We start from the raw sequence: 20,193 nt of genomic DNA on the forward strand, positions 1-20,193 counted from the left end.
CACTTTTTACTCCAATTGCTATAAGCTCAACGACTTTTGATGTGAAAAATAAACATATTTTTTGACACAATAGACTTACCAAATAAAGAAGTGTATAAATAAATTGATAAGATTTAAAGCTCACTTAAACAGTCAGTTAAACAATTTGTTTACATCCAAGTGGAAATTAATTGATTATTTTAGGAATTAACAAATCAGATAAAGAACGTCTAAGAAATAGCTTGTATTTTCGTACATTTGCTAGTATCTTTTCAGAATATGAATCCTGTTTAACGCAACTAAACACTGGCAAAGCCGATTACTGATAATTGGAAAAAGCGGGGAAAAATGAATCCAGAAAAAATGAAAAAGTTTGATTCTGAAAATAATAAAGATCGAATTCCAAAAACGCGAAAAGAGTTAATGGATAATTATTATTGGTCAACAAATGCTAATGCCTATATTTCTAAAAAAACAGGAAAAGTAGTACCGGGAGTCAGTAAAGCTGCCTATGATCTTTATAAAACCACACCACCAAAAGTGAATAATGAGTTATTAGATTATTACAATAAAATGGTTGCAACAGGGATTGATCCTTATACTGGAAGAAAATTAACTGATTGGGAGATCGCACAAGCCAAGTCACTAGCTATCTCAACAGCAGTCGCCCCCGCGTATCAAGCTGTTGTACTAGGTATGCTTGCGCCTAAAATTGAGAATTATGGTAAGCTACCAAGTGAGAAAGCTAGTGGGGCTGTGGATGATATATCTTGGAGTTTAAATAAAAATGGAGCGACTATAAATGGACGTAAGTATTCTGGACATGCTTTAGAAAGAATGGCTCCCGACACACCAGATATTCGAGCTCAACTGCATACTAGAGGACAAGAAATTGCCAAAGGTAAGGGATATGTTCCAGGAACAAGAGAGTATAGCGATTTTATTAAAAAATATGTACAGCCAAGAAATGTTCCACCATCAGTTATTGAGGATGCTATAACAAAGGGTGTGAAAACAGCAGGAAACCAAATAAATACATGGAAATTTGAAACTGGTGATGTTACAGTTATAATTAATGATTTAGGTGATGTAATAACCGTAATACCTAAATAAAGGAGACGGATAAAAATGAAGTATGATGAATTAGACTTGATGGAACTATTTCTATCTGAAAGTGAAAGTTTGACTGACAATGTAGGTGATGGCAATATAACGTATAAAATTAGCAAAGATGATTTTACTTTAAAAATCTTTATAAGAACCTATGAAAACCAAATTAGTGTGTTCTTGACCTACAAAGAAAAAGATATTTTTTATGGAGATTTTGATAATATTAATGAATTGAAAAAGGAAGATATGTATTTGAGAGTTTTAAGAGAGAATAATACAATTGCCAGTCTTTGTTTTGGAACAATGCTTTCTATAAGTATTGAAAATCAGTAATTAGATTACTAAATAAAAAAGGCACTTTACTATCTGATTGGAGTCGGATAGTAAAGCCTTGACTAGTAAGCGTGAACTCACTAATCAAGTTGCCAATAGCTAACAAAAGCTAGCTTTAGTTATTGTACAGAAATTCAAAGGACTTTTCTAGTCTTTTCGAATGTTTATTTGAAGTAAAGTAATTCAGATTAAAAATGGGAATTTATTGAAACGGTATTATTGAGTAATCAACCATTGATACCGTTTTCGGGGTTCTTTGTCAAACAGTACTGATAATGGAGTTAGCGACAGTGATTGATAGTGTAACCGGAAAGAAATTAACCACTGCAGAAAAGCCAGGGAAAGCATCTTTATTAGCAAATGGGATAATTGCAATAGGTGTAATGGTAAAAGGTGTTCTCAATGCAGGGAAAACACAAAATCGTAAGTCTGTTAAAACCACTAAGAAAGCCAGTGGGGCTGAAGCAAAGGAAACTGTAACTTATCGAAGACTTCAAGGTGGAGATAGCAAGGATTTACTTTTATTTAATGACGATGGTACACTTATAAGCTTCGACGGGAAATCCTTTGGTATTTTATGGTAAACTACAACTATAGGATTCTAGCTTACTACTGTTTTTTTGGTTAAGAATAAGGAGATAAAAAAGGAGAGTCGAAAGATGAAATGTATTTCTTGGAACGTTAATGGGCTTCGCGCTGTTGTTAAAAAGAATTTTATGGAAGTCTTCAATGAATTGGATGCAGATTTTTTCTGCTTACAAGAAACAAAGCTGCAAGAAGGGCAAATCGATCTTGATCTACCTGGGTATCATCAATACTGGAATTACGCTGAGAAAAAAGGCTACTCTGGCACAGCAATTTTTGCTAAGGAAGAAGCTTTAAGCGTCCGTTACGGGATGAATATTGAAGAACATGATACTGAGGGACGCTTGATTACTTTAGAATACCCTAACTTTTACATGATTACTTGTTATACACCCAATTCGCAAAATGAACTAAAACGTCTTGATTACCGAATGACCTGGGAGGACGATTTTCGTGAATATTTAAATGAATTAAGAAAAGACAAACCTGTTGTTGTCTGTGGAGACTTAAATGTAGCACATCAAAATATTGATTTAAAAAACTGGAAAACCAATCAGAAAAATGCTGGTTTTACACCAGAAGAACGACAAAAATTCACAGAATTATTGGAAACTGGCTTTATAGATACCTATCGCCATTTTTATCCTGAGAAGGAAGGTGTTTATTCTTGGTGGAGTTACCGTTTTAATGCCCGTAAAAATAATGCTGGTTGGAGAATTGATTATTTTGTGGTTTCTGATGAGCTAAAAGAAAATCTCGTTGATGCTACCATCCATACCGAAATTACAGGGAGTGATCATTGTCCTGTGGAGTTACTATTTAACTAAAGCATTCCAATATTATTTTAATCCAAACACTCAGGAAAACGAAATTACCTTTCGCTTCCCTGAGTGTTTTTCTACTTTCTAAATTTTCTCTATCCCTATCACCTGTTACTGATTCCTTAAATTTCTATCTATCTTCGTACAAAGAAGTTATTTTTACGATGACTTTTGATATAATAGTCTTAACTTATTCTATCGTTGAAAGGAATCTTACCTATGAATTTTTATGCGCTTGATTTTGAAACCGCTAGTTACGCGAAACACAGTGCTTGTTCTGTCGCTTTAATAAAAGTTGAAAATAGTCAGATTGTCGGCGAGTATTATTCGTTGATTAAGCCTGAAACAGACTTTTTTTGGAAAAACATTCAAATCCACGGGATCCATCCTGAAGATGTAGCGGACGCGCCTAAATTTCCTGAGGTTTGGGCACAAATCCATGCTTGCTTTCAACAAAACACTCTAGTCGTTGCTCATAATGCTGGCTTTGATTGTAGCGTACTCTCTGGGTGTTTAGATTATTATGGGCTTCAACAACCAAACTACATGTCTTTATGTACTGTTAAAACAAGTCGTAAGCTGTTTCCTGAAATGCCGAATCATAAGTTAAACACAGTATGCGATAAATTAGCTATTCAATTGAATAATCACCATGACGCTTTGGAAGATAGCCGAGCTTGCGCTGAAATTTTGCTTTACCAAGAAAAACATTTTGGGGTGGAACCTTTAAAAAAATTAGTAACAATGAAATAAAACAAAATTTTGCCCTCCAACCTATTCTTTCATAGCAAATGACTCTTCCTTCTTAATCAATGGTCTTTAGCTTTCAATTAATAGTCAAAAAAGGGCGAGAAAAACTCGTTTAGGTTTGAGATAAAAGTCGTTTTGGGGCGGGAAATTGGACCACAAAACGCACTATACGCTTTATGGATTGAGTGATTTTCGGGAAATTTCCGAAGAGCCAGACGTTTGATCCCGTTTATAAAAAAATAGAGTCCAAGACAAAACGGATTTTTAGTTTTGTCTTGGACTCTATATCACGTTTTCCCTCTAGAAAAAGCTTCATTCTTTAATTAAATTTTTTTGCTACTGAAGCTTCAAAAAATATCCGAACTAACTGAGAAATTATAAGTAGTTCTGTAGGTAATTTCATGATTAGGGTAAATAACAGGTACCCTTTCCTCCCCATGGTTCATGCCATTTGGGGTATATTGTGTCTCCAAACAAAATCCATCTCGCTCATTATAAATCGCTTGATTTTTGCCAATCTCATGTTGTAAAAAATTGCCTGAATAAAATTGAACACACGGCAAGTCTGTTCCTACTTCCATAACAATGCCACTTTTATCCCCTATTACTTTAGCAAACGGTTCGTTCCCTTCACCAAGTTTTTTCAAAACAAAGTTATGATCGTACCCACCCGTTAATCGGAGTTGTTCAAAGGGTTCGTTGATTCTTTGACCAATTCTTGCCGCCATTCTAAAATCTAGCGGTGTTTCTGCAACTAAAGATTTTTCTCCAGTAGGAATTCCTCGACTATCTTTAATGGGTGTATAAAAATCTGCGGATAATGACAGCAGATGGTTCAAAATAGTTCCACTTCCCTGCCCGTTAAGATTAAAATAACTATGATTGGTAGGGTTAAAAATAGTTGTTTGATCTGATTTCCCTTTAAAGCTGATTGTTAATCCTGAATCTGTCAACTCGTAGATAACTGTCATTTTTAATTCTCCTGGGAATCCTTGATCCTTATCTGGACTTATTAATTCAAATTCAATACCATTCTGCCGTTCATTTGATTTCAGCACTTCCCAAAAGCGTATCTGAAACCCATCAGGTCCACTGTGAAGACTATTTTCCCCTTCATTTGCTGGCAAACGATAGTTGATTCCTTCAATTGCGACAAGTGCATTTTCAATCCTATTGGCATTTCTTCCGACTGTTCCTCCGAAATAAGTGTTTGTATTCTCTAAATATTGTTGAACATCATCGTACCCTAAAACAACATCAAGCCAGTTTCCAGTTTTATCACGCACCAAAAGACTCACTAGCGTTGCTCCTAAATTACTCACCGTAGCCTTGATATTCGAATTTTCCAGCGTGTATAAATAGATGTGCTTGTCATCAGCAGTTTTTCCAAATAGTTGCTCTTTCATTGCAAAGCTTACCTCCAAATAGATAGTTTCTTGATTAAGATACCATTTACAGATAGTTCAAAAATGTCAACTAAGGCGCAGTATTTATGACTCTTGTTGATTCCCTTATAATTAATTCCGTTCCAACCGTAATTTTTCTTGGCACAGGTGCTTTCTCTTGAATAAATGAAGAAATCGTTTCTAAAGCCAGTTCTCCCATCCATTCTGTATGCACCTTCACAGTGCTTAAGGCTGGACTTACATATTTAACAACACTAATATCATTGAACCCAATAACCGAAATATCTTGAGGCACTTGGTAGCCGAATTCTTGAATCGCTTTGAGAGCCCCTATGGCTAAGGCGTCATTTGAAGCAAAAAAAGCGGTCGGTAAGTCGGCTTTTTTCTCAGCCAAAAACTTTTTCATCATCTGATAACCACTTTCGACCGAAAATTCCGCCCTCACTACGTACTCTTTATTATATAAACCTAACTTAGATAGTTCTGTGTGAAAGATTGTAAACCGCTTGTCTTCTATTGGCTCTTGGCTATCTCTAGTAAATTCTTTTCCAGTCAAAATCCCAATCTTCTCATGCTGCTGCTCTAAAAAATAATTTATAACTAGCGAAACACTTTGAAAAAAATCGACCACTAATGAATTATATCCCAAATCAAAAGCGTCAAAATCAACAAACAAAAGATTGTTCGTCATATCAGATAGATGTTCTACTTGCTTTTGATCAAATTTTCCTAACGCTAAGATCCCATCGACTCGCTTTTCAACCATCTTTTTCACTGGTTGCTTCACTAATTCTATGCCTAATTCTTGGGCTTTTTTTTCAATCCCTAATCGAATCGATAGATAATAAAGATCCTCTAGTTCTTCCGCTTCATTGTACCATTGCACTAACAGAATTTTTAGATTGGTCTTATTCTGATTTTTTTTATGCTTTGTATAGTTTAGCTCTTCGGCAATTTCAAAAATTTTTTTCTTTGTTTCATGTCCTACCGAAAGCTCAGAATCATAGTTTAAAACTCGGGAAACAGTTGCAGAGGACACCCCTGCAAGAGCAGCAATATCTTTGATTGTAGCCATTTTTCCACCTACTTTCGCTCTTCATTTTTTTGATTTCTTAGCTTATCATTTTATAACGTCTTAATAAATCGGCGAAAAGCTTGCTGGCCTTCTTCATCACGTTTGTAAACACCTGCATCCGCCAAAACTCTTGCAAAGATTTTACCAACTTCTTGATGGATAATTTCCATTGCGTTCGTTTCGTTAAACTTATAGGTTACTTTCATCTTGTCGGCCCACTCTTTGTGGTAGTTTGCTAAGGTATTTTCTTGCTCTAAAATGTATCTTTTCACTTGAACTAATTCATCTGCCAAACGAGGAGGTAAAACAGCTAATCCCATGACCTCAATCAAACCAATATTCTCTTGCTTGATATGCTGAACATCTTTATGAGGATGGAAGATACCATCAGGATGCTCTTTCGAAACATTGTTATCTCTTAAAACCAAATCTAACTCAAATAACGGTCCTTTTCGTCGAGCAATCGGCGTAATCGTGTGATGGGGGGTTCCATCTTCTGAGTAAGCTTTTATAGAGACTGCTTCATCTGAATAACATTGCCATTTCTTCAAAATTTCCGCTGCTGCCTGAACTAAATCCTCTGAATTTGGGCTTTGTAAACGAATGACTGACATTGGCCATTTTACAATTCCAACATTCAGTAGTGGAAAATCTTCTAATTCAAAGTAGCTCTCAATTTCAGCTACTTCCATTGGGAAAACGTGTCGTCCAGATTGGTAATGGTCATGAGCCAGGATCGAACCACCAACGATAGGTAAATCAGCATTGGAACCAACAAAATAATGGGGTAATATCTCAGTAATTTTCAGCAAACGGCGAAAAGTCATTTCAGAAATAACCATTGGCCGATGTTCTTCAGATAAAATAATAGAGTGTTCGTTATAATAGGCATATGGAGAAAACTGGAATCCCCAGCTCTCGCCATCTAAATTCATTCGAATAATACGATGATTCGTTCTAGCTGGATAATTTGAACGACCTTTATAGCCTTCATTTTCCATACATAATTGACACTTAGGATAATTAGTTTGAATTGCTTTACGTTCTGCAGCAATTTCTTTGGGATTTTTTTCAGGTTTCGACAGGTTAATGGTTATCTCTAATTGACCATACTCTGTAGCAACAGGGAAGACAATATTTTGAGCAATCGCTCTAGTCTTGATATAATCATTATTTTTACTTAATTGATAAAAGTATTCGGTTGCCTCTTCTGGTTTATTTGCATAATGTTCCGCAAACAAAGCATTTACAACAGAAGGTGGAGGGGTTAGTAGATCCATTAATTGTGCTTCAAATTGCTCTTTTTCACTAGAAATATCTGGTATTACCTTATTATTTATAGCTTGTTGAACTAATTCATCTAACAAGGCCAAAGAAGATTTTACTTCTCTAGATGAGACCACTTCTTCTAAAGAATTTTCTCCAATCATCCCTACGACACGATTTTGTAAATACAATCGATCCATTTCCATCCAGCCCCCCGCTTGAATGGCAAGCGTGACAAAATCTGCTATTGTTTGACTAATTGACACTTTCATTCCCCCTGTTTTTTAGTCGTTATATCCTTTAGGATGGCTAACATGCCAATTCCAAGCTGTCTCAATAATTTTTTTTATCTCGGTATATTGAGGCTTCCATGCCAAGATAGTTTGTGCCTTTTCACTAGAGGCTACTAATCGACTAGGATCTCCTGCACGCCGTGGCATAATTTTTGCGAGAATTTCTTTGCCCGTTACTTCACGAGCTGCCTCCAGCATTTCTTTCACCGAATAACCGTTGTTACTCCCTAAATTAAAGACATCACTTTGACCACCATTTTTCAAATACTCTAAAGCAAGAATATGCGCACTAATTAAATCTTCTACTTGCACGTAATCACGAATACAGGTGCCATCTGGGGTATCATAATCCTCACCAAAAATCCCTAAATATTCTCTTTGGCCTAATGCAACTTGTAAAATAATCGGGACTAAATGCGTTTCAGGCTGATGATCTTCTCCGATAGAAGCATCTGCTTTGGCACCGGCCACATTAAAATAACGTAGCGCAACATAACGAATGCCATATGCATGATCACACCACTTCATCATTTTTTCCATTATCAGTTTGCTTTCTCCATAAGGATTTTTAGGCTGAGTAGGGGTAGTTTCTTTGATTGGTGTTTCCTCCGGCTCTCCGTATGTCGCTGCAGTCGACGAAAAGACAATGACCTTCACGTCAAATTCTGCCATCACTTCCAATAAAATCTGCGTACCATAGACATTGTTATTAAAATAAACTAGTGGCTGTTCCACAGATTCCCCAACCAAAGAACTAGCCGCAAAATGAATCACTGCTTCGATCTTTTCCTTTTCAAAAACAGTCCTTAAGAAATCTTTCTCACGAATATCGCCTTGATAAAATGTTGCTTGTTTATGGACAGCTTTTTTATGTCCGGTGTATAAATTATCAACAACGACTACCTCGTAGCCCTGCTGAATTAATTGATCTACTGCATGCGAGCCAATATATCCTGCTCCTCCTAAAACTAAAATTGCCATACTTTATTCCTCCTATTACTATTACTACTCTTATTCCAGTCGTAACAATTTGTCTTTTTACTATTCTAATTTTAAAGCTTTCTTGCACCATCAGCAATACTTGCTTTGTAAAAGCTAGCTTCAAAACCGATTTTTTCTTGATAGATACTCCCAACATTTTGAATAAATTCTGGCAAATTCTGTTCTTTTACTAAAGCAATAGCACAACCTCCAAATCCAGCCCCTGTCATTCGAGCGCCTAACACACCTGGATGATTTTGTGCTGCGGCAACCAATGTATCCAATTCTATACCAGTAACTTCATAATCCACTTTCAATGATTGATGTGAATCATTTAACAGTCGTCCAAAAGTCGCTAAGTCGTTCTTTTCTAGAGCGGCTCTAGCCTTTAATGTTCGCTGATTTTCTGAAACAGCGTGTTTTGCCCGTTTGATTAAAATTTCATCTTCAATGACCTCTTGATGTTCAATAAATGTTGCTTCGTCTATAGAACCTAAAGATGGGATGTTTAAAACGGTTTGCAAACGCCTTAAAGCTTCTTCGCATTCTGCTCGGCGCTGATTGTATTTTGAATCAGCAAGTTCGCGTCGTTTATTCGTGTTCATTATCGCCACAACATATTCGCCAAAATCAGCCGGAACCAACTCATACTTCAATGTATTGGTATCTAATAAAATTGCATAGTCCTTCTTTCCCATAGCAATTGCAAATTGATCCATAATACCTGAGTTTACACCAATAAATTCATTTTCAACCTTTTTCCCAATTAGAGCTAATGCTGTCATCTCTATAGGCAAATCAAACAAATCCTTTATTATTACCCCTGTTAATAATTCAATCGAAGCAGAAGAAGATAACCCTGCACCGTTAGGAATTGTACCATAAAATAAAATATCCAGCCCAGATTCTATGCTATTCCCTGCCTCAATTAGATATTTAAACATACCTTTAGGGTAGTTCGTCCAATCATCCGTTGGTTGATAGGACAAGTCATCTAGACTACATTCGATAATCCCAAGTTGAGAAAAATTCTCTGAGTAAAATCTGATTTTACGATCAGTCCTTTTTCTAGCTAACCCATAAGTCCCAATTGTAATTGACGCTGGAAATACATGACCTCCGTTATAATCCGTATGCTCACCGATTAAATTAATTCTTCCTGGGGCAAAATAACTACCTGTTGCTTCCTCACCAAAAATTGTCACGAATTGCTTACTGAGTTTTTTCTCCATCTTCTTACCTCTTCTCATTCTATATTGATAAATATATAGTAAAACATTTACTAAAACTTTACAACACTTTTTGTAAAACGGTTACAAAAAAATGTATATAATCGAAAATAGTCTAAATAGTAGCCTATTCGTCCTCCAAAATAAAAGATTGACTTTAACAACATCTATAAGCAGATACTCTTTTACTATTGATCCTAACATTTTAATCGTCAGAATCTTTCTTCACCTGATCTTTTTTATTCTGTAAATAGTAAAAAATGGAGCACTATTCAAAAACACTTCTGAATAACACTCCATTTTGCTTATTTTAGTTACTTTTAGCTATTTAAGAAACATTTTTTTACTTAATCTTTACTTTAGTTCCTTCTACTATGGCTGGTAATTCTTTCGCTTCAACATAAAGTGTTCCTGGAAGCTCAGGCGAATTTGAACCATCAAACTTTATGGTAATATGACCCAAGTCATCTAAATTTTTTCGAACAACATCCCCAACAGCAGTAATAGAATATAGAACGTCATCAAAACTAAGAATCATTCCGGTTTTAATTTCCGCTGTCGCACGCTTCATTTCGATATTGTAGCAATAATCTGCCAAGCTTTCGGGAGCATTTTCGCCAAACAAAATAACCATTTTTTCTGTTTTAAATAACTCCGCTTCTTTCCCAATTCCTGTGACGGTCGTTTCAAATACTGACATACTACTCCTCCTATGCTTTTTACACTGTTCAATTTAGCGACGGTAGATACAGTCACTACTTAAATACGAACTAGTCTAAATAATTAACTATACAAACCGAAGCTTGCAATCCACGCGACTAACACACGAGGAACACCATTCAAAAATCTTGAATACAATACAGATGGAACACCAACTTCTACCGTTTCCGCTTCAGCTTCTTCTAAGCCTAAGCCCACAGGGATAAAATCACACGCATTCTGAGTATTAATGGCGAAAAGTGCCGGCAGTGCCAGTTGTGGCGGAATATTCCCTTTACCAATTTCAACACCGATTAACGTCCCAATGACTTGTCCAATTACCGCACCAGGTCCTAGAAGTGGGGATAAAAACGGTAAGGAACAAATGAACCCGATAATCATCAAGCCTATCGCATTGCCAGCTAAAGGAGTCATGATATTGGCAAAAACATTCCCTATCCCCGAACCTTGAATAATTCCAATTAACAAAGAAACAAAAGCCATGAATGGAATGACTGTATTAATCATTGTCTGAACGCCATTACGGGCTGATTGGTTAAAGGTTGCTACTACTTTACCAGCCCCCATACCGATTCGAGCGATAAAACTAGTTTCTGCACGCTGTTCGGTAATTTTTTTGCTCGTATCATATTTAAACTCTCGTTTTTCACTTGACGCTTTTTCCGTTACGTTTTCTTGAACAAGCTCACTTACTTCCGCTAGTTGAATTTGATTGATTCCAACGGCTGAAACATAGATTTCTTCCGTGATATATTGTGCCAATGGTCCACTTTTCCCTGTCGGTACTATGTTGATTGTAGGAATCCCTTTTTTCGGATAAATGCCACAACGAAGTGTGCCACCGCAATCAACAATCGCTAAAGCTACTTCTTCATCTGGAATCGATGTTTTGAAGCCATTGACTGCTTCCATACCAGTCAGCTCAACAATTTTATCAACAATTGCTGGTTTTTCGCCACCACCAGTAATATAAATAAATTTATGTTTTTGTTGGGTTGGTGTGATTGTTAAAGGACCACCGAAGCCGCCACTACCTTTTTTTACAACAATACTTCTATATTCAGTCATGTTCATTTCCTCCTTTATTATACTGCTAAATCTTCTGATTGGATGGTTTTGCTTAAAGTAATTCCTTGCTGTTTACAAACAAAAGCGGTTGTAAAGTCGGTAATCCAGCCACCAATAAAGTTCATAACTAATCCGACTAATAAATAACGAATTGCCAGCTCCATCGTATTCAACCCTAATTTTTCTACCCCTTGGGCAATTCCTAGCCAAACGAAAAGTTCTCCTGGATTGATATGAGGAAAAACACCATTACTCGTGTGGCAAAATTGAGCTAAAGAAGCATAATAGCTTGGTTTATAGTATTCTGGTAAGAAACGCCCTAATGTAAAGGACATTGGATTTCCTAGCATAAATGCTGCTAAAAATGGTAAAACTAAATAACGAGTCAATGGATTTTTCGCTGAAACTCGTGCAATATTTGTCACTCTTTCTTCCCCAAGAAAAGCAATCAACGTATTCATGAAAACCATTAGCATCAAAACAACGGGAACGATTCCTGTCATCCAGCTAATAAATGTTTCCGCTCCTGTTTGGAATAAATTCATAAATCCTTCTGCAAATTGCGTTATCACTGTCATCTTCTATACACTCCTTCTAAATTTGTTATATATGGTTGTTTTCAAAATGCTTAATTTTAAACCTATGTTTAGTATCGGCGCTGCTGGCTCTTCAATGATTTCCCCTTGGTTTACACGTCTATAAATTTCTTGAGCATTTAAAATTGTTTTTTGTGTTAACTTATTTTCTTTTGCAACTAGTGGATGATTCGGGCTAAGATCCATTATTTTTATTCCTTTAAATGCAGGGATTCCTTTAAATTTAGCCAAAACGGTAACGCCTTGCATTTTAGCGCCTTCAATAATAACGCCTTCATTCGAAAGTGCAAACATAATTATCGTTCCTGCTTGAACTTTTCCTGCTCGTCTGCCAATAGCCACTTTCCCTTGCTGACGCAACGCTTGGTACGTTTGATTAAAATGCTTAATTTGTTGCATGCCAAAAATAATTTGAAGAAGATATGCTCCAACAGCTAATAACCCCATCACGTATAATGGATTCACATAAACCACCCTTTCATTTTGATATAGACCAAAAACTCTTCCAATTGATTTAATTGTAAAATTTCGGCTCTAATCTCTGGTGTTGCCACCATTTTTAACATCGTATCGTATAATTCCAAAAGCTCTTGCTCAGTTTTTTCATTAATATTTTCTGGAATTCCCATTAAAAAGATAAACTGAATCATTCCAGCTTCTGTCCAAATAGGTTCCTTCAACACGCCTAAGTAAAAGACAATCTGTTCCTGCTTCTTATTCACCGCATGGGGAAAAGCAACGCCATTATTAAAAATGGTTGTCTGTTTTTGCTCCCGTTCAAAAATAAATTGTTTAAATGCATCGTCCACAACCTGTTCATGCAACAAACGTTCTACCATCTGTGATAGATACTCTTCGTAGGTTTCTTTCTTTTCCAATTTTGCAAATCGGATCGTAAACGCTCCTTGATTCAATCTATTTCCACGACTTAATTTGCCCCACTCATTCTTAATCCATTTATCATCAAAGATATTGGTAATTCGGATAACTGGCACTTCTGGTGGTGAGTCTTTTAATGGAATCGTCGTAAAAATAGCAAAATAATGTTTCAATTGTTCCACTTCATAGGCATGTTCTGAAAATTGCTCAATCACTATCTCTTTGCCTAAGATGGCCTTCACCTGTCTTTTAATCAACGCTGCGGTTCCTCGTCCAGTACTACAAATAATGGCTATTTTTCTTTTCTCCTCATTTTTTGTTTGCCGTAAAACAAGCTCAAAGTAAATGGCTAGATAGCTGATTTCTATATTTGATGGCTTTCTGCTAATCTGTTTTCCTAATTCAGTAATCCCCACTTTGGCTAATTCATAAGGGAAGGGATAATTTTTTTCAATTTCATTAAAGAAAAGATCATTTGTTTCTAAGTGAAAAACCATCCTATTAATCAAAAACATTAAGTGATGCTGCATTTCTGCATACAACAAATCGTCATCAATCTCAATCAAGAAATTGTCATGAATGGCCGCCATCATTTTACGAAACAAGCGTTCTAATTGTTCTTGGTCTACCCACTTTGTATTAATGAACCCGGTATTGGTAATGGTAATCGGAAAGCTAATAAAATCTCGTTCGTACTGACTTAAAGTGATGCGGCAACGTGTTTCGATGTGGTAAAAAAGTGTTTCTAAAACGGCATTATCTTGTGCATAATTCGTATAATGAATAATTCTTTCTTCAATCCTATGGTTATTTTGAATCCGGTTAATGCTAATATCAATCACTTTTTTTAACAAATTGATGCTTATTTGATCTAGCTGATCTAACCCTTCCACCTCTTCCAAACTATCGATGACCTCTTCTGACAAGCCCGCTGATTTTCCTAAAAAATCATAAACGTGGTATAAATACAACAAACGGAAATTGAATTCTTCGCCTTCCAAGTACATGCCTTTGTTGGTTTTACCTGAGAGCTGAACGCCAAAAGTTGAAACTAACTCTTTCAAATACTTGATGTCCTTATTAACTGTTCCACGACTAGTTTCTAATTCTTCAGATAAATCATCAATTAGTATATAGCCGTTTGAATCTAATAGCCGTTTTAAAATATAAGAAATTCTTTTGGTTGAAGAATTAAAATCTAGTTCACCTTTTAATGTGCCGTTCATTATTTCTAAAAACAAATCATATTCTTCTATTTGCAATTCAAAATAGCCATTTTCAAAAACAATTTTAGCGATTCCGTAGATTTCTTCATTTAACAACGAGATACATTTTTTTATCGTTTGTGCACTTGAATGTAGCTGTACTTTTAAATCATCTATTGACACATATTTTTTTGCTGCCAGTATTTGTAATATTTGGTACCAACGATTGACAATCGCCAACATACAGCCCTCCTTCTTTGTTGATTCTTACCCTCTAGTTTTTCCTCCTGCAACATTTGTCGTAACCCCGGTAACGTAGCTTGAACGGCATGATAAGTAATATGAAACTAAATCTGCTACTTCCGAAAGCTTCCCGCTACGTCCAAGTGGAATTGTTTTTGTATTACTGTATCCAGCACGAAGCTGCTCCACTGTTATTCCTCTTGTATAAGCGAGGCTACTTTCATAAGCCAATGTCCGAAGACCTGTTTCTTCCATAATCCCTGGCGCAATCCCTACAACTCGAACGTTGTATTTTCCTAATTCCTTTGCCCACGAGCGAGTAAAACTATTCAAAGCTGCTTTAGTAGCCGCATAACAACTTTGGCCTTCTGAACCTTCCAGTCCACTTTCAGAAGACATATTAATAATCACTCCTTCCCTCTTTGCAATTAAGATTCTACCAACTGTTTGCGCCATTAGATAGACCCCTTTTTGATTAATTGCCACCATTTTATCAAAAACCGAATCCGATAATTCGTACGCTCCATGAGGATCTTTCCCATCAACTAATAATCGTGGAATATTGATGCCGGCATTATTAACCAAACCATCGACGGTGCCAAATTTTTCTACAACCTGTGCGACACTACTTTCAACTTCTTCACGAGAAGTAATGTCTGTTTTTATAAATAAAAGATTTGGATGCTTGCATTCAGCCTCTTGAATATCGAAATTAGCAACGTTTACATTTTGTTCCAGTAAGCCATGGACAATACTTTTTCCAATGCCTGATGACCCTCCTGTTACAATGACTGTTTTCCCTGAAATTACCAACCAATCTGTCATACAACTACCGCTCCCTTTCTTCTCTGTTTGTACTGTTAGTATAGAAGCAGCTTCGATAAAAATTAATACAGACTTTTTTTTCTACCAAGAAAAAAGTCTGTATTAATTAAGTTGTATCTGAAAACTCCAGTGAAATCCAAATTTTCTGTCTAGATTTGTTTAGAAATCAGAACAGAAAAAGGAACTTGTCCGATGCATCTTCGTGGTTATGACAAAGGGGTGGCTCTGATTCATGAAAATATTCTCCACTGAGGTTCTCAGACCATCAAAATCCAAGAAAATAAATAACTATCTAAAAGTAGCTTTTTTTTGATAGTTGGTTCATAATATATACTGTAGAAACTAAATAACCAGAGGGGGATCTTTATGAAAAAATTTATCTCAGGTATGCTTGTAGGCACTGCGATTACTTGTGCGGCTGTCGTTGGATTCGCTGCAACTGTTAAGAAAACTGTTTTCGATCCAATCGAAGAAAAAGAAGACATGATTGAAGAAAATCGTAAGAAAGCAATGCGTAAACGTATTTCTCGTTAAGAAACGAATCAGATGAACCTGATTGACGCTTCTAACACATTATTTATAGGAACTTAAAAAAGCAGAAACAAAACGAACTTAGTTTTGCTCCTGCTTTTTTTCTTCTCTAAAAATTTCTCTGGCTATTCCATCTGCTTCGCGAAGAGTCCATGGATTCGTCCCTGGTCTTGAAGCCGCGGCTGTTAACCAATGAATTCCTTCGGTTGGCACACCATAACAAAATAAACCTTCATTTATTTCTCCTGCCAGATTTATCAGCTGGTTCGATTGAGGTTCTACTGACAAAGCTCCTGACAATTCTTTCTGTTGCTCTTCTGTTTCAAAATTGTCTAGCCCTGCTAAGCCATCTCTAATGAGTTGTTGCGTTAATGGATTTACACTTAAAGAATTATTGGTTCCGTGAATCCGAGCTTCAATCAAAAAATGAGCCTGGTATTTTTGCTTCGGCCATTTTTTTGAATAACTAACAAAATAACCATCCTGCATTTCAATCGTTAGCTGCGACCCTACTAAAGTGACAATACCAGCCAAGACTAATGCTTTTAACTCGGCAATTCGTTCCAAGGGCGGACCAATTGATAAAAAATTATTTAATGGTGTAAACCACTTCCAGAGCCACTTTCTATCTTCTGGCTTAGAAAATAATTGATTGTCTAGCATGAAACGAACTTCGTCCCGTAAATCTCTTAAACTATCTACCGCAGTACTGAACGGCCCGGTAAGATTGCCCTTTTTTGCATCAGCTAAGATCCAAGTAAGATACTCTTCAAGGTATTTTGAAAAAGAATCTGTCTCTGTCAACAACCTATCTGGTTCTTCAATTAATTTCCAATCCCAGCGATCAGATTTGAAAATATCATATTTGTTGAGAAGCCCTTCTAAATCCTTTGCTTTAACAAATTCCTTAATGAACAGATCTTTATCAAGCTCTGAATATTTTTCGTCAATCAGAGCGTTATAATAAACTAACTGAACTTCCTTTTTCATTAAACCAAAAAATAATTCTCCCGAAAGTAGCCCTTTACGTTTCAGCTTATTTAATCGTTTCATTTTTAGAAAAATCGGTTGATATTCTACCCCGTATTCCTTTTGATTTTCCCCTCTAGGATGGTAAGGAAAGCCTCGAGTTGAGCCAGCTATTATTTTCGGTTCTTCCCCAGAAGGACGATAAATCAAGCCATTTTCTGTCTCTTCATATTTGCCACCTCTACCAGTAGTTAATAATGTCAGGTAATCGAAAAAACTCAAGCCCAATCCTCTAATTATCACTGGTGCCTTTGGTTTGATTGCCTCTAAATTGGCGTCGGCTGCATTTTTAGGAGAGGAATAAAACAAGCGATGCTCACCAGCGTATGCTGCAAGCTCTAGCTCTTTTCCGACAAGTGCATTTTCTTGATGCCCCAAAGCCATAATTACTTTATCCGCTGTAATTTCCACAGATTGCGTATAAACTTGAAATTTCTCTTCGTCTTTTTTAATCGCCTTTACTGTATCTCTAAAAAAGGTTACCGACGTTTGTTCCGTCATTCTTGTTTGAACATAGGCATAAAACCATTTTTGATATAATCCATAAAAAGCTCTGCTACAGTGAGCATTGGGTGTTAAATTTTGACTTTCTAATAAGAAACAGTGTTTCTGTTCAACTGGACTTTTTTCAATAAAATCTTCTGCATATTCTTTCGCCCATTCATATAAATTAGGTCCTTTCGCAACGGGCCCATTGGTACTTAATGTTTCATCCGTAAAAAGAGTCACTTGGCAAGCAACCGTGTTCATCATTAATGATAACGGCTGGGTTTCACGCCAAATTTTCCCACCTGGACCATAAGGGTCAAACATCGTAATTTGCAGAACATGTTCATCTCTCGCCCATTCTACAATTCTTTCCAACGCGGAAAGACCTCTTGGCCCACCACCGATAATTACAATTTTCATACTATTCCTCCTCTCTAATAATCCTTTTATTTCATGCTATGCTGGACCATGCCAATTTATAAACCACTAAGTAATTTTAACTCAAAAGATATTTTATCATTGCCCATGTATTTCCAATAAAAAATTTATTCACTAGCGTTGCATAAACAAACGATGCCGAACAACGTTTCTTCTATTAGTTTAACCCATCTAAAAAGGTGTGCTTCCAAAGTAACCGTGGAACTCCCAGCAATTGATTCTAATAACCCTGACCAGAAGCCAAGATAAATTACTTGATCTGGACATTTATTTAGCTCAAGTTTGAAGCTTAGAAGAGGTTAAGACAACAGCCATTTTGGGGCGAAAAATTAAATCGAAAAGCGCACCATACGCTTTATGGATTGAATGATTTTCGGAAAATTTCCGAAGACCCAGACTTTTGACCACCGTTTATTCCGTTTTAGAGAATGAAATAAAACTGATTTTTAGTTTTATCCCATCCTACGTTCCAATTTTTCACTGGCATCAACTGCTGGTAGTGGAGCCTAATCTAGTTTATACAACACAAGTGGTATTTCTTTTTATAGGTGTGTGTTAGTTCGTTTTATTTCTCTAGCTTCTTCTATTTTAACGTAAAACAGTCGAAAAGAAAAAAGTGATTCTGCTAATCCAACTATATTTAGTCTATACAGAAAAAAATACCGACTAGATCCTACAGCTATCATCTAGTAACTGTGAAATCTAAGCGGTACTTTAGTTTATCCATTCTACATATTTTTCTTTTTAGTTTTTCCTGTCCAACCTTCATATCCACCTTTTAGAATATAGAGGTCTTTATAGCCATTTTTTCTAAGTTTGTTGGCTGTGCGAATACTCAATGCTTTCTTTTGATCGTAGATATAAACTGGCTTGTCTTTACGAATTGAACTCATCGTCGTTTTTAACATTGAATACGGCATGCTACGAGCGCCAAGAATATGACCTGCATCAAATGAATCTTTTTCCCGCACATCAATAACCTGAGCCTTTCGCATTCCTTCTTTAAATTCTTCTTCCACTAAAGTTTTAGCAGAACGTTTCGCCATAATGCGAAGATATAATTCATTTACACCAAATCCGACTAAAATAGCTATCAATACCATATTAAGATAGAAAAAAAATGATCCCATAAAAAACCTTCCTTACTTTTCCAAAAATTTAAGTGCTAGTGATCCAGCACCGATAACGCCAGCTTCGTTTCCTAGTTGCGCAAGCTTAATTTGTGTACTATTGCGAACTTGAGGAAAGGTAAACTCTTCAAAATATTTTTGTACACGACTCCGTAAAAATTCTCCAGCAGCCGAAACACCTCCACCAATGACGATACTTGAAGGGTTCAAGGTATTTCCAAGATTCCCAACCGCTAATCCTAAGAAAAAGCAAACACGGTCAACAACCATTAAAGCAAATGGATCATCTTTTTCAGCAAATTCAAAAACGTCTTTACTAGAAACTGCTTGTCCATCGTCAATCATCTGTTTCAATTGTGATTCGCCAGCATATTCTTCTGATAGTTTTCTCGCTACACGTACAACACCAGTCGCACTAGATATAGTCTCTAAACAACCACGTTTTCCACAAGTACATTCAAACCCTTGAGGATCAACTGTTACGTGTCCAATCTCGCCAGCACAGCCAGCAACTCCATGCAATAGATTCCCTTCAGAAATAATTCCACCGCCTACACCTGTACCTAGTGTAATAAATACAACATCAGGGTTATTCTCTCCCGCGCCTTTCCAACGTTCTCCCAAAGCAGCAACGTTAGCATCATTATCTAAAGTAAATGGAATCCCCAAAGCTTGCTCAATCTGTTCTTTAATCGGTTGTAATGTCGTCCAATTTAAGTTGTAAGCTCCGATAACTGTGCCTTTTTCAATATCGACACTGCCTGGAGTTCCCATACCGATTCCAACAAAATCTTCTTTTTGCATATTATAAAGTTCCATTCGATGATTAATGGTTTCAATAATATCCGGCACAATATGACTGCCTTCTTCTAGAATATTCGTTTCAATACTCCACTTCTGTTGAACCTCACCGTCTAATGTTAAAATAGCAAATTTAATCGTTGTACCGCCTAAATCAATCCCAATTATTTTCTTATCCATTTACTTGGTTCCTTTCTCATCTGCTCTACTTTCTTCAATGCGATGTTCTCTTTGTAAAATACTTCTGGCACGCAAATAGGTGTCGCGATCAATTAAGCGACCTTCATAAATATTCTTTAATTCAATCATCATTAATTCAATATCATAAATCCTAGCACCTACATAAATATACATCCCAAATTGTTTAAATAACTGTTGCACATCATATAACGTTTCCATTAGAAAGCACTT

21 protein-coding genes are annotated in these 20,193 nt (G+C 36.3%); 6 read left to right on the forward strand and 15 right to left on the reverse strand.

The window, feature by feature from the left end:
- The first annotated feature begins 342 nt into the window (after positions 1 to 342).
- The 5 genes from BCR26_RS18670 to BCR26_RS01600 all read left to right on the forward strand — a co-directional run bounded on the left by BCR26_RS18670 (position 343) and on the right by BCR26_RS01600 (position 3,581).
- Positions 343 to 1,092: a hypothetical protein gene (locus BCR26_RS18670; RefSeq protein WP_211272274.1), complete on the forward strand. Its 750-nt coding sequence runs from the start codon at positions 343 to 345 to the stop codon at positions 1,090 to 1,092.
- Between the two features lie 15 nt (positions 1,093 to 1,107).
- Entirely contained in the window at positions 1,108 to 1,422 is a 315-nt protein-coding gene (locus tag BCR26_RS01585) for a hypothetical protein (RefSeq protein WP_069697210.1), read from the forward strand.
- A gap of 275 nt (positions 1,423 to 1,697) precedes the next feature.
- Positions 1,698 to 2,006: a hypothetical protein gene (locus tag BCR26_RS01590; protein WP_139124851.1), complete on the forward strand. Its 309-nt coding sequence runs from the start codon at positions 1,698 to 1,700 to the stop codon at positions 2,004 to 2,006.
- 75 nt (positions 2,007 to 2,081) lie between these two features.
- Positions 2,082 to 2,834, forward strand: coding sequence for an exodeoxyribonuclease III (locus BCR26_RS01595; protein ID WP_069697212.1), 753 nt, complete (start codon positions 2,082 to 2,084; stop codon positions 2,832 to 2,834).
- 213 nt (positions 2,835 to 3,047) lie between these two features.
- Positions 3,048 to 3,581, forward strand: a complete 534-nt coding sequence (locus BCR26_RS01600; RefSeq protein ID WP_069697213.1) for a 3'-5' exonuclease — start codon at positions 3,048 to 3,050, stop codon at positions 3,579 to 3,581.
- A 344-nt stretch (positions 3,582 to 3,925) separates the two neighbouring features.
- Here the strand turns inward: BCR26_RS01600 and BCR26_RS01605 are convergent, their stop codons facing one another.
- From BCR26_RS01605 to BCR26_RS01655, 11 genes are all read right to left on the reverse strand, one after another.
- Positions 3,926 to 4,984 carry an aldose epimerase family protein gene (locus BCR26_RS01605; protein WP_069697214.1) on the reverse strand — a complete coding sequence of 353 codons (1,059 nt, stop codon included), beginning with the start codon at positions 4,982 to 4,984 and terminating at the stop codon, positions 3,926 to 3,928.
- A gap of 70 nt (positions 4,985 to 5,054) precedes the next feature.
- On the reverse strand, positions 5,055 to 6,059 hold the full coding sequence (locus BCR26_RS01610) for a LacI family DNA-binding transcriptional regulator (RefSeq protein ID WP_069697215.1): 1,005 nt from the start codon (positions 6,057 to 6,059) through the stop codon (positions 5,055 to 5,057).
- A 50-nt stretch (positions 6,060 to 6,109) separates the two neighbouring features.
- A complete protein-coding gene (gene galT, locus BCR26_RS01615) occupies positions 6,110 to 7,591 on the reverse strand; it encodes a UDP-glucose--hexose-1-phosphate uridylyltransferase (protein ID WP_069697216.1) in 1,482 nt (493 codons plus the stop codon).
- A gap of 18 nt (positions 7,592 to 7,609) precedes the next feature.
- Positions 7,610 to 8,599 (reverse strand): UDP-glucose 4-epimerase GalE, encoded by a 990-nt coding sequence (gene galE, locus BCR26_RS01620; protein ID WP_069697217.1) that lies wholly within the window; start codon positions 8,597 to 8,599, stop codon positions 7,610 to 7,612.
- Between the two features lie 71 nt (positions 8,600 to 8,670).
- Positions 8,671 to 9,831 (reverse strand): galactokinase, encoded by a 1,161-nt coding sequence (locus BCR26_RS01625; RefSeq protein ID WP_069697218.1) that lies wholly within the window; start codon positions 9,829 to 9,831, stop codon positions 8,671 to 8,673.
- A 340-nt stretch (positions 9,832 to 10,171) separates the two neighbouring features.
- Positions 10,172 to 10,528, reverse strand: coding sequence for a PTS glucitol/sorbitol transporter subunit IIA (locus BCR26_RS01630; protein WP_069697219.1), 357 nt, complete (start codon positions 10,526 to 10,528; stop codon positions 10,172 to 10,174).
- Positions 10,529 to 10,611: 83 nt separating this feature from the next.
- On the reverse strand, positions 10,612 to 11,616 hold the full coding sequence (srlE, locus tag BCR26_RS01635) for a PTS glucitol/sorbitol transporter subunit IIB (RefSeq protein WP_069697220.1): 1,005 nt from the start codon (positions 11,614 to 11,616) through the stop codon (positions 10,612 to 10,614).
- 17 nt (positions 11,617 to 11,633) lie between these two features.
- The gene (srlA, locus tag BCR26_RS01640) at positions 11,634 to 12,194 is read right to left on the reverse strand and encodes a PTS glucitol/sorbitol transporter subunit IIC (protein WP_069697221.1); all 561 of its coding nucleotides are present in this window, start codon (positions 12,192 to 12,194) and stop codon (positions 11,634 to 11,636) included.
- 3 nt (positions 12,195 to 12,197) lie between these two features.
- Positions 12,198 to 12,677 (reverse strand): transcriptional regulator GutM, encoded by a 480-nt coding sequence (locus tag BCR26_RS01645; RefSeq protein WP_069697222.1) that lies wholly within the window; start codon positions 12,675 to 12,677, stop codon positions 12,198 to 12,200.
- On the reverse strand, positions 12,674 to 14,539 hold the full coding sequence (locus BCR26_RS01650; protein WP_084386980.1) for a BglG family transcription antiterminator: 1,866 nt from the start codon (positions 14,537 to 14,539) through the stop codon (positions 12,674 to 12,676). Before BCR26_RS01650 ends, BCR26_RS01645 begins: the two co-directional genes overlap by 4 nt.
- A 24-nt stretch (positions 14,540 to 14,563) precedes the next feature.
- Complete coding sequence (locus tag BCR26_RS01655; RefSeq protein WP_069697223.1) at positions 14,564 to 15,364, reverse strand: SDR family oxidoreductase; 801 nt, start codon at positions 15,362 to 15,364, stop codon at positions 14,564 to 14,566.
- A gap of 366 nt (positions 15,365 to 15,730) precedes the next feature.
- On the opposite strand from BCR26_RS01655, the gene BCR26_RS01660 reads away from it, so the two are divergent.
- A complete protein-coding gene (locus tag BCR26_RS01660) occupies positions 15,731 to 15,898 on the forward strand; it encodes a DUF3042 family protein (protein WP_069697224.1) in 168 nt (55 codons plus the stop codon).
- 78 nt (positions 15,899 to 15,976) lie between these two features.
- Here BCR26_RS01660 and BCR26_RS01665 read toward each other — a convergent pair whose 3' ends face one another.
- The 4 genes from BCR26_RS01665 to BCR26_RS01680 form a co-directional block, all read right to left on the reverse strand.
- Positions 15,977 to 17,833, reverse strand: a complete 1,857-nt coding sequence (locus BCR26_RS01665; RefSeq protein WP_069697225.1) for an FAD/NAD(P)-binding protein — start codon at positions 17,831 to 17,833, stop codon at positions 15,977 to 15,979.
- Positions 17,834 to 18,579: 746 nt separating this feature from the next.
- Positions 18,580 to 18,954: a rhodanese-like domain-containing protein gene (locus BCR26_RS01670; RefSeq protein WP_379962724.1), complete on the reverse strand. Its 375-nt coding sequence runs from the start codon at positions 18,952 to 18,954 to the stop codon at positions 18,580 to 18,582.
- Between the two features lie 39 nt (positions 18,955 to 18,993).
- Positions 18,994 to 19,962 (reverse strand): ROK family glucokinase, encoded by a 969-nt coding sequence (locus BCR26_RS01675; protein WP_069697227.1) that lies wholly within the window; start codon positions 19,960 to 19,962, stop codon positions 18,994 to 18,996.
- Positions 19,963 to 20,181, reverse strand: coding sequence for a YqgQ family protein (locus BCR26_RS01680; protein ID WP_069697228.1), 219 nt, complete (start codon positions 20,179 to 20,181; stop codon positions 19,963 to 19,965).
- Positions 20,182 to 20,193 lie beyond the last annotated feature (12 nt).

It is taken from the genome of Enterococcus rivorum (genome assembly GCF_001742285.1).
Lineage (GTDB): Bacteria > Bacillota > Bacilli > Lactobacillales > Enterococcaceae > Enterococcus_L > Enterococcus_L rivorum.

What these genes read in the sequence shown, in the direction of transcription:
- BCR26_RS18670 (WP_211272274.1), top strand. Translation starts at nt 343, where the DNA reads ATGAAAAAGTTTGATTCTGAAAATAATAAAGATCGAATTCCAAAAACG.
- BCR26_RS01585 (WP_069697210.1), top strand. Translation starts at nt 1,108, where the DNA reads ATGAAGTATGATGAATTAGACTTGATGGAACTATTTCTATCTGAAAGT.
- BCR26_RS01590 (WP_139124851.1), top strand. Translation starts at nt 1,698, where the DNA reads ATGGAGTTAGCGACAGTGATTGATAGTGTAACCGGAAAGAAATTAACC.
- BCR26_RS01595 (WP_069697212.1), top strand. Translation starts at nt 2,082, where the DNA reads ATGAAATGTATTTCTTGGAACGTTAATGGGCTTCGCGCTGTTGTTAAA.
- BCR26_RS01600 (WP_069697213.1), top strand. Translation starts at nt 3,048, where the DNA reads ATGAATTTTTATGCGCTTGATTTTGAAACCGCTAGTTACGCGAAACAC.
- BCR26_RS01605 (WP_069697214.1), bottom strand. Translation starts at nt 4,984, where the DNA reads ATGAAAGAGCAACTATTTGGAAAAACTGCTGATGACAAGCACATCTAT.
- BCR26_RS01610 (WP_069697215.1), bottom strand. Translation starts at nt 6,059, where the DNA reads ATGGCTACAATCAAAGATATTGCTGCTCTTGCAGGGGTGTCCTCTGCA.
- galE (WP_069697217.1), bottom strand. Translation starts at nt 8,599, where the DNA reads ATGGCAATTTTAGTTTTAGGAGGAGCAGGATATATTGGCTCGCATGCA.
- BCR26_RS01625 (WP_069697218.1), bottom strand. Translation starts at nt 9,831, where the DNA reads ATGGAGAAAAAACTCAGTAAGCAATTCGTGACAATTTTTGGTGAGGAA.
- BCR26_RS01630 (WP_069697219.1), bottom strand. Translation starts at nt 10,528, where the DNA reads ATGTCAGTATTTGAAACGACCGTCACAGGAATTGGGAAAGAAGCGGAG.
- srlE (WP_069697220.1), bottom strand. Translation starts at nt 11,616, where the DNA reads ATGACTGAATATAGAAGTATTGTTGTAAAAAAAGGTAGTGGCGGCTTC.
- srlA (WP_069697221.1), bottom strand. Translation starts at nt 12,194, where the DNA reads ATGACAGTGATAACGCAATTTGCAGAAGGATTTATGAATTTATTCCAA.
- BCR26_RS01650 (WP_084386980.1), bottom strand. Translation starts at nt 14,539, where the DNA reads ATGTTGGCGATTGTCAATCGTTGGTACCAAATATTACAAATACTGGCA.
- BCR26_RS01655 (WP_069697223.1), bottom strand. Translation starts at nt 15,364, where the DNA reads ATGACAGATTGGTTGGTAATTTCAGGGAAAACAGTCATTGTAACAGGA.
- BCR26_RS01660 (WP_069697224.1), top strand. Translation starts at nt 15,731, where the DNA reads ATGAAAAAATTTATCTCAGGTATGCTTGTAGGCACTGCGATTACTTGT.
- BCR26_RS01665 (WP_069697225.1), bottom strand. Translation starts at nt 17,833, where the DNA reads ATGAAAATTGTAATTATCGGTGGTGGGCCAAGAGGTCTTTCCGCGTTG.
- BCR26_RS01670 (WP_379962724.1), bottom strand. Translation starts at nt 18,954, where the DNA reads ATGGTATTGATAGCTATTTTAGTCGGATTTGGTGTAAATGAATTATAT.
- BCR26_RS01675 (WP_069697227.1), bottom strand. Translation starts at nt 19,962, where the DNA reads ATGGATAAGAAAATAATTGGGATTGATTTAGGCGGTACAACGATTAAA.
- BCR26_RS01680 (WP_069697228.1), bottom strand. Translation starts at nt 20,181, where the DNA reads ATGGAAACGTTATATGATGTGCAACAGTTATTTAAACAATTTGGGATG.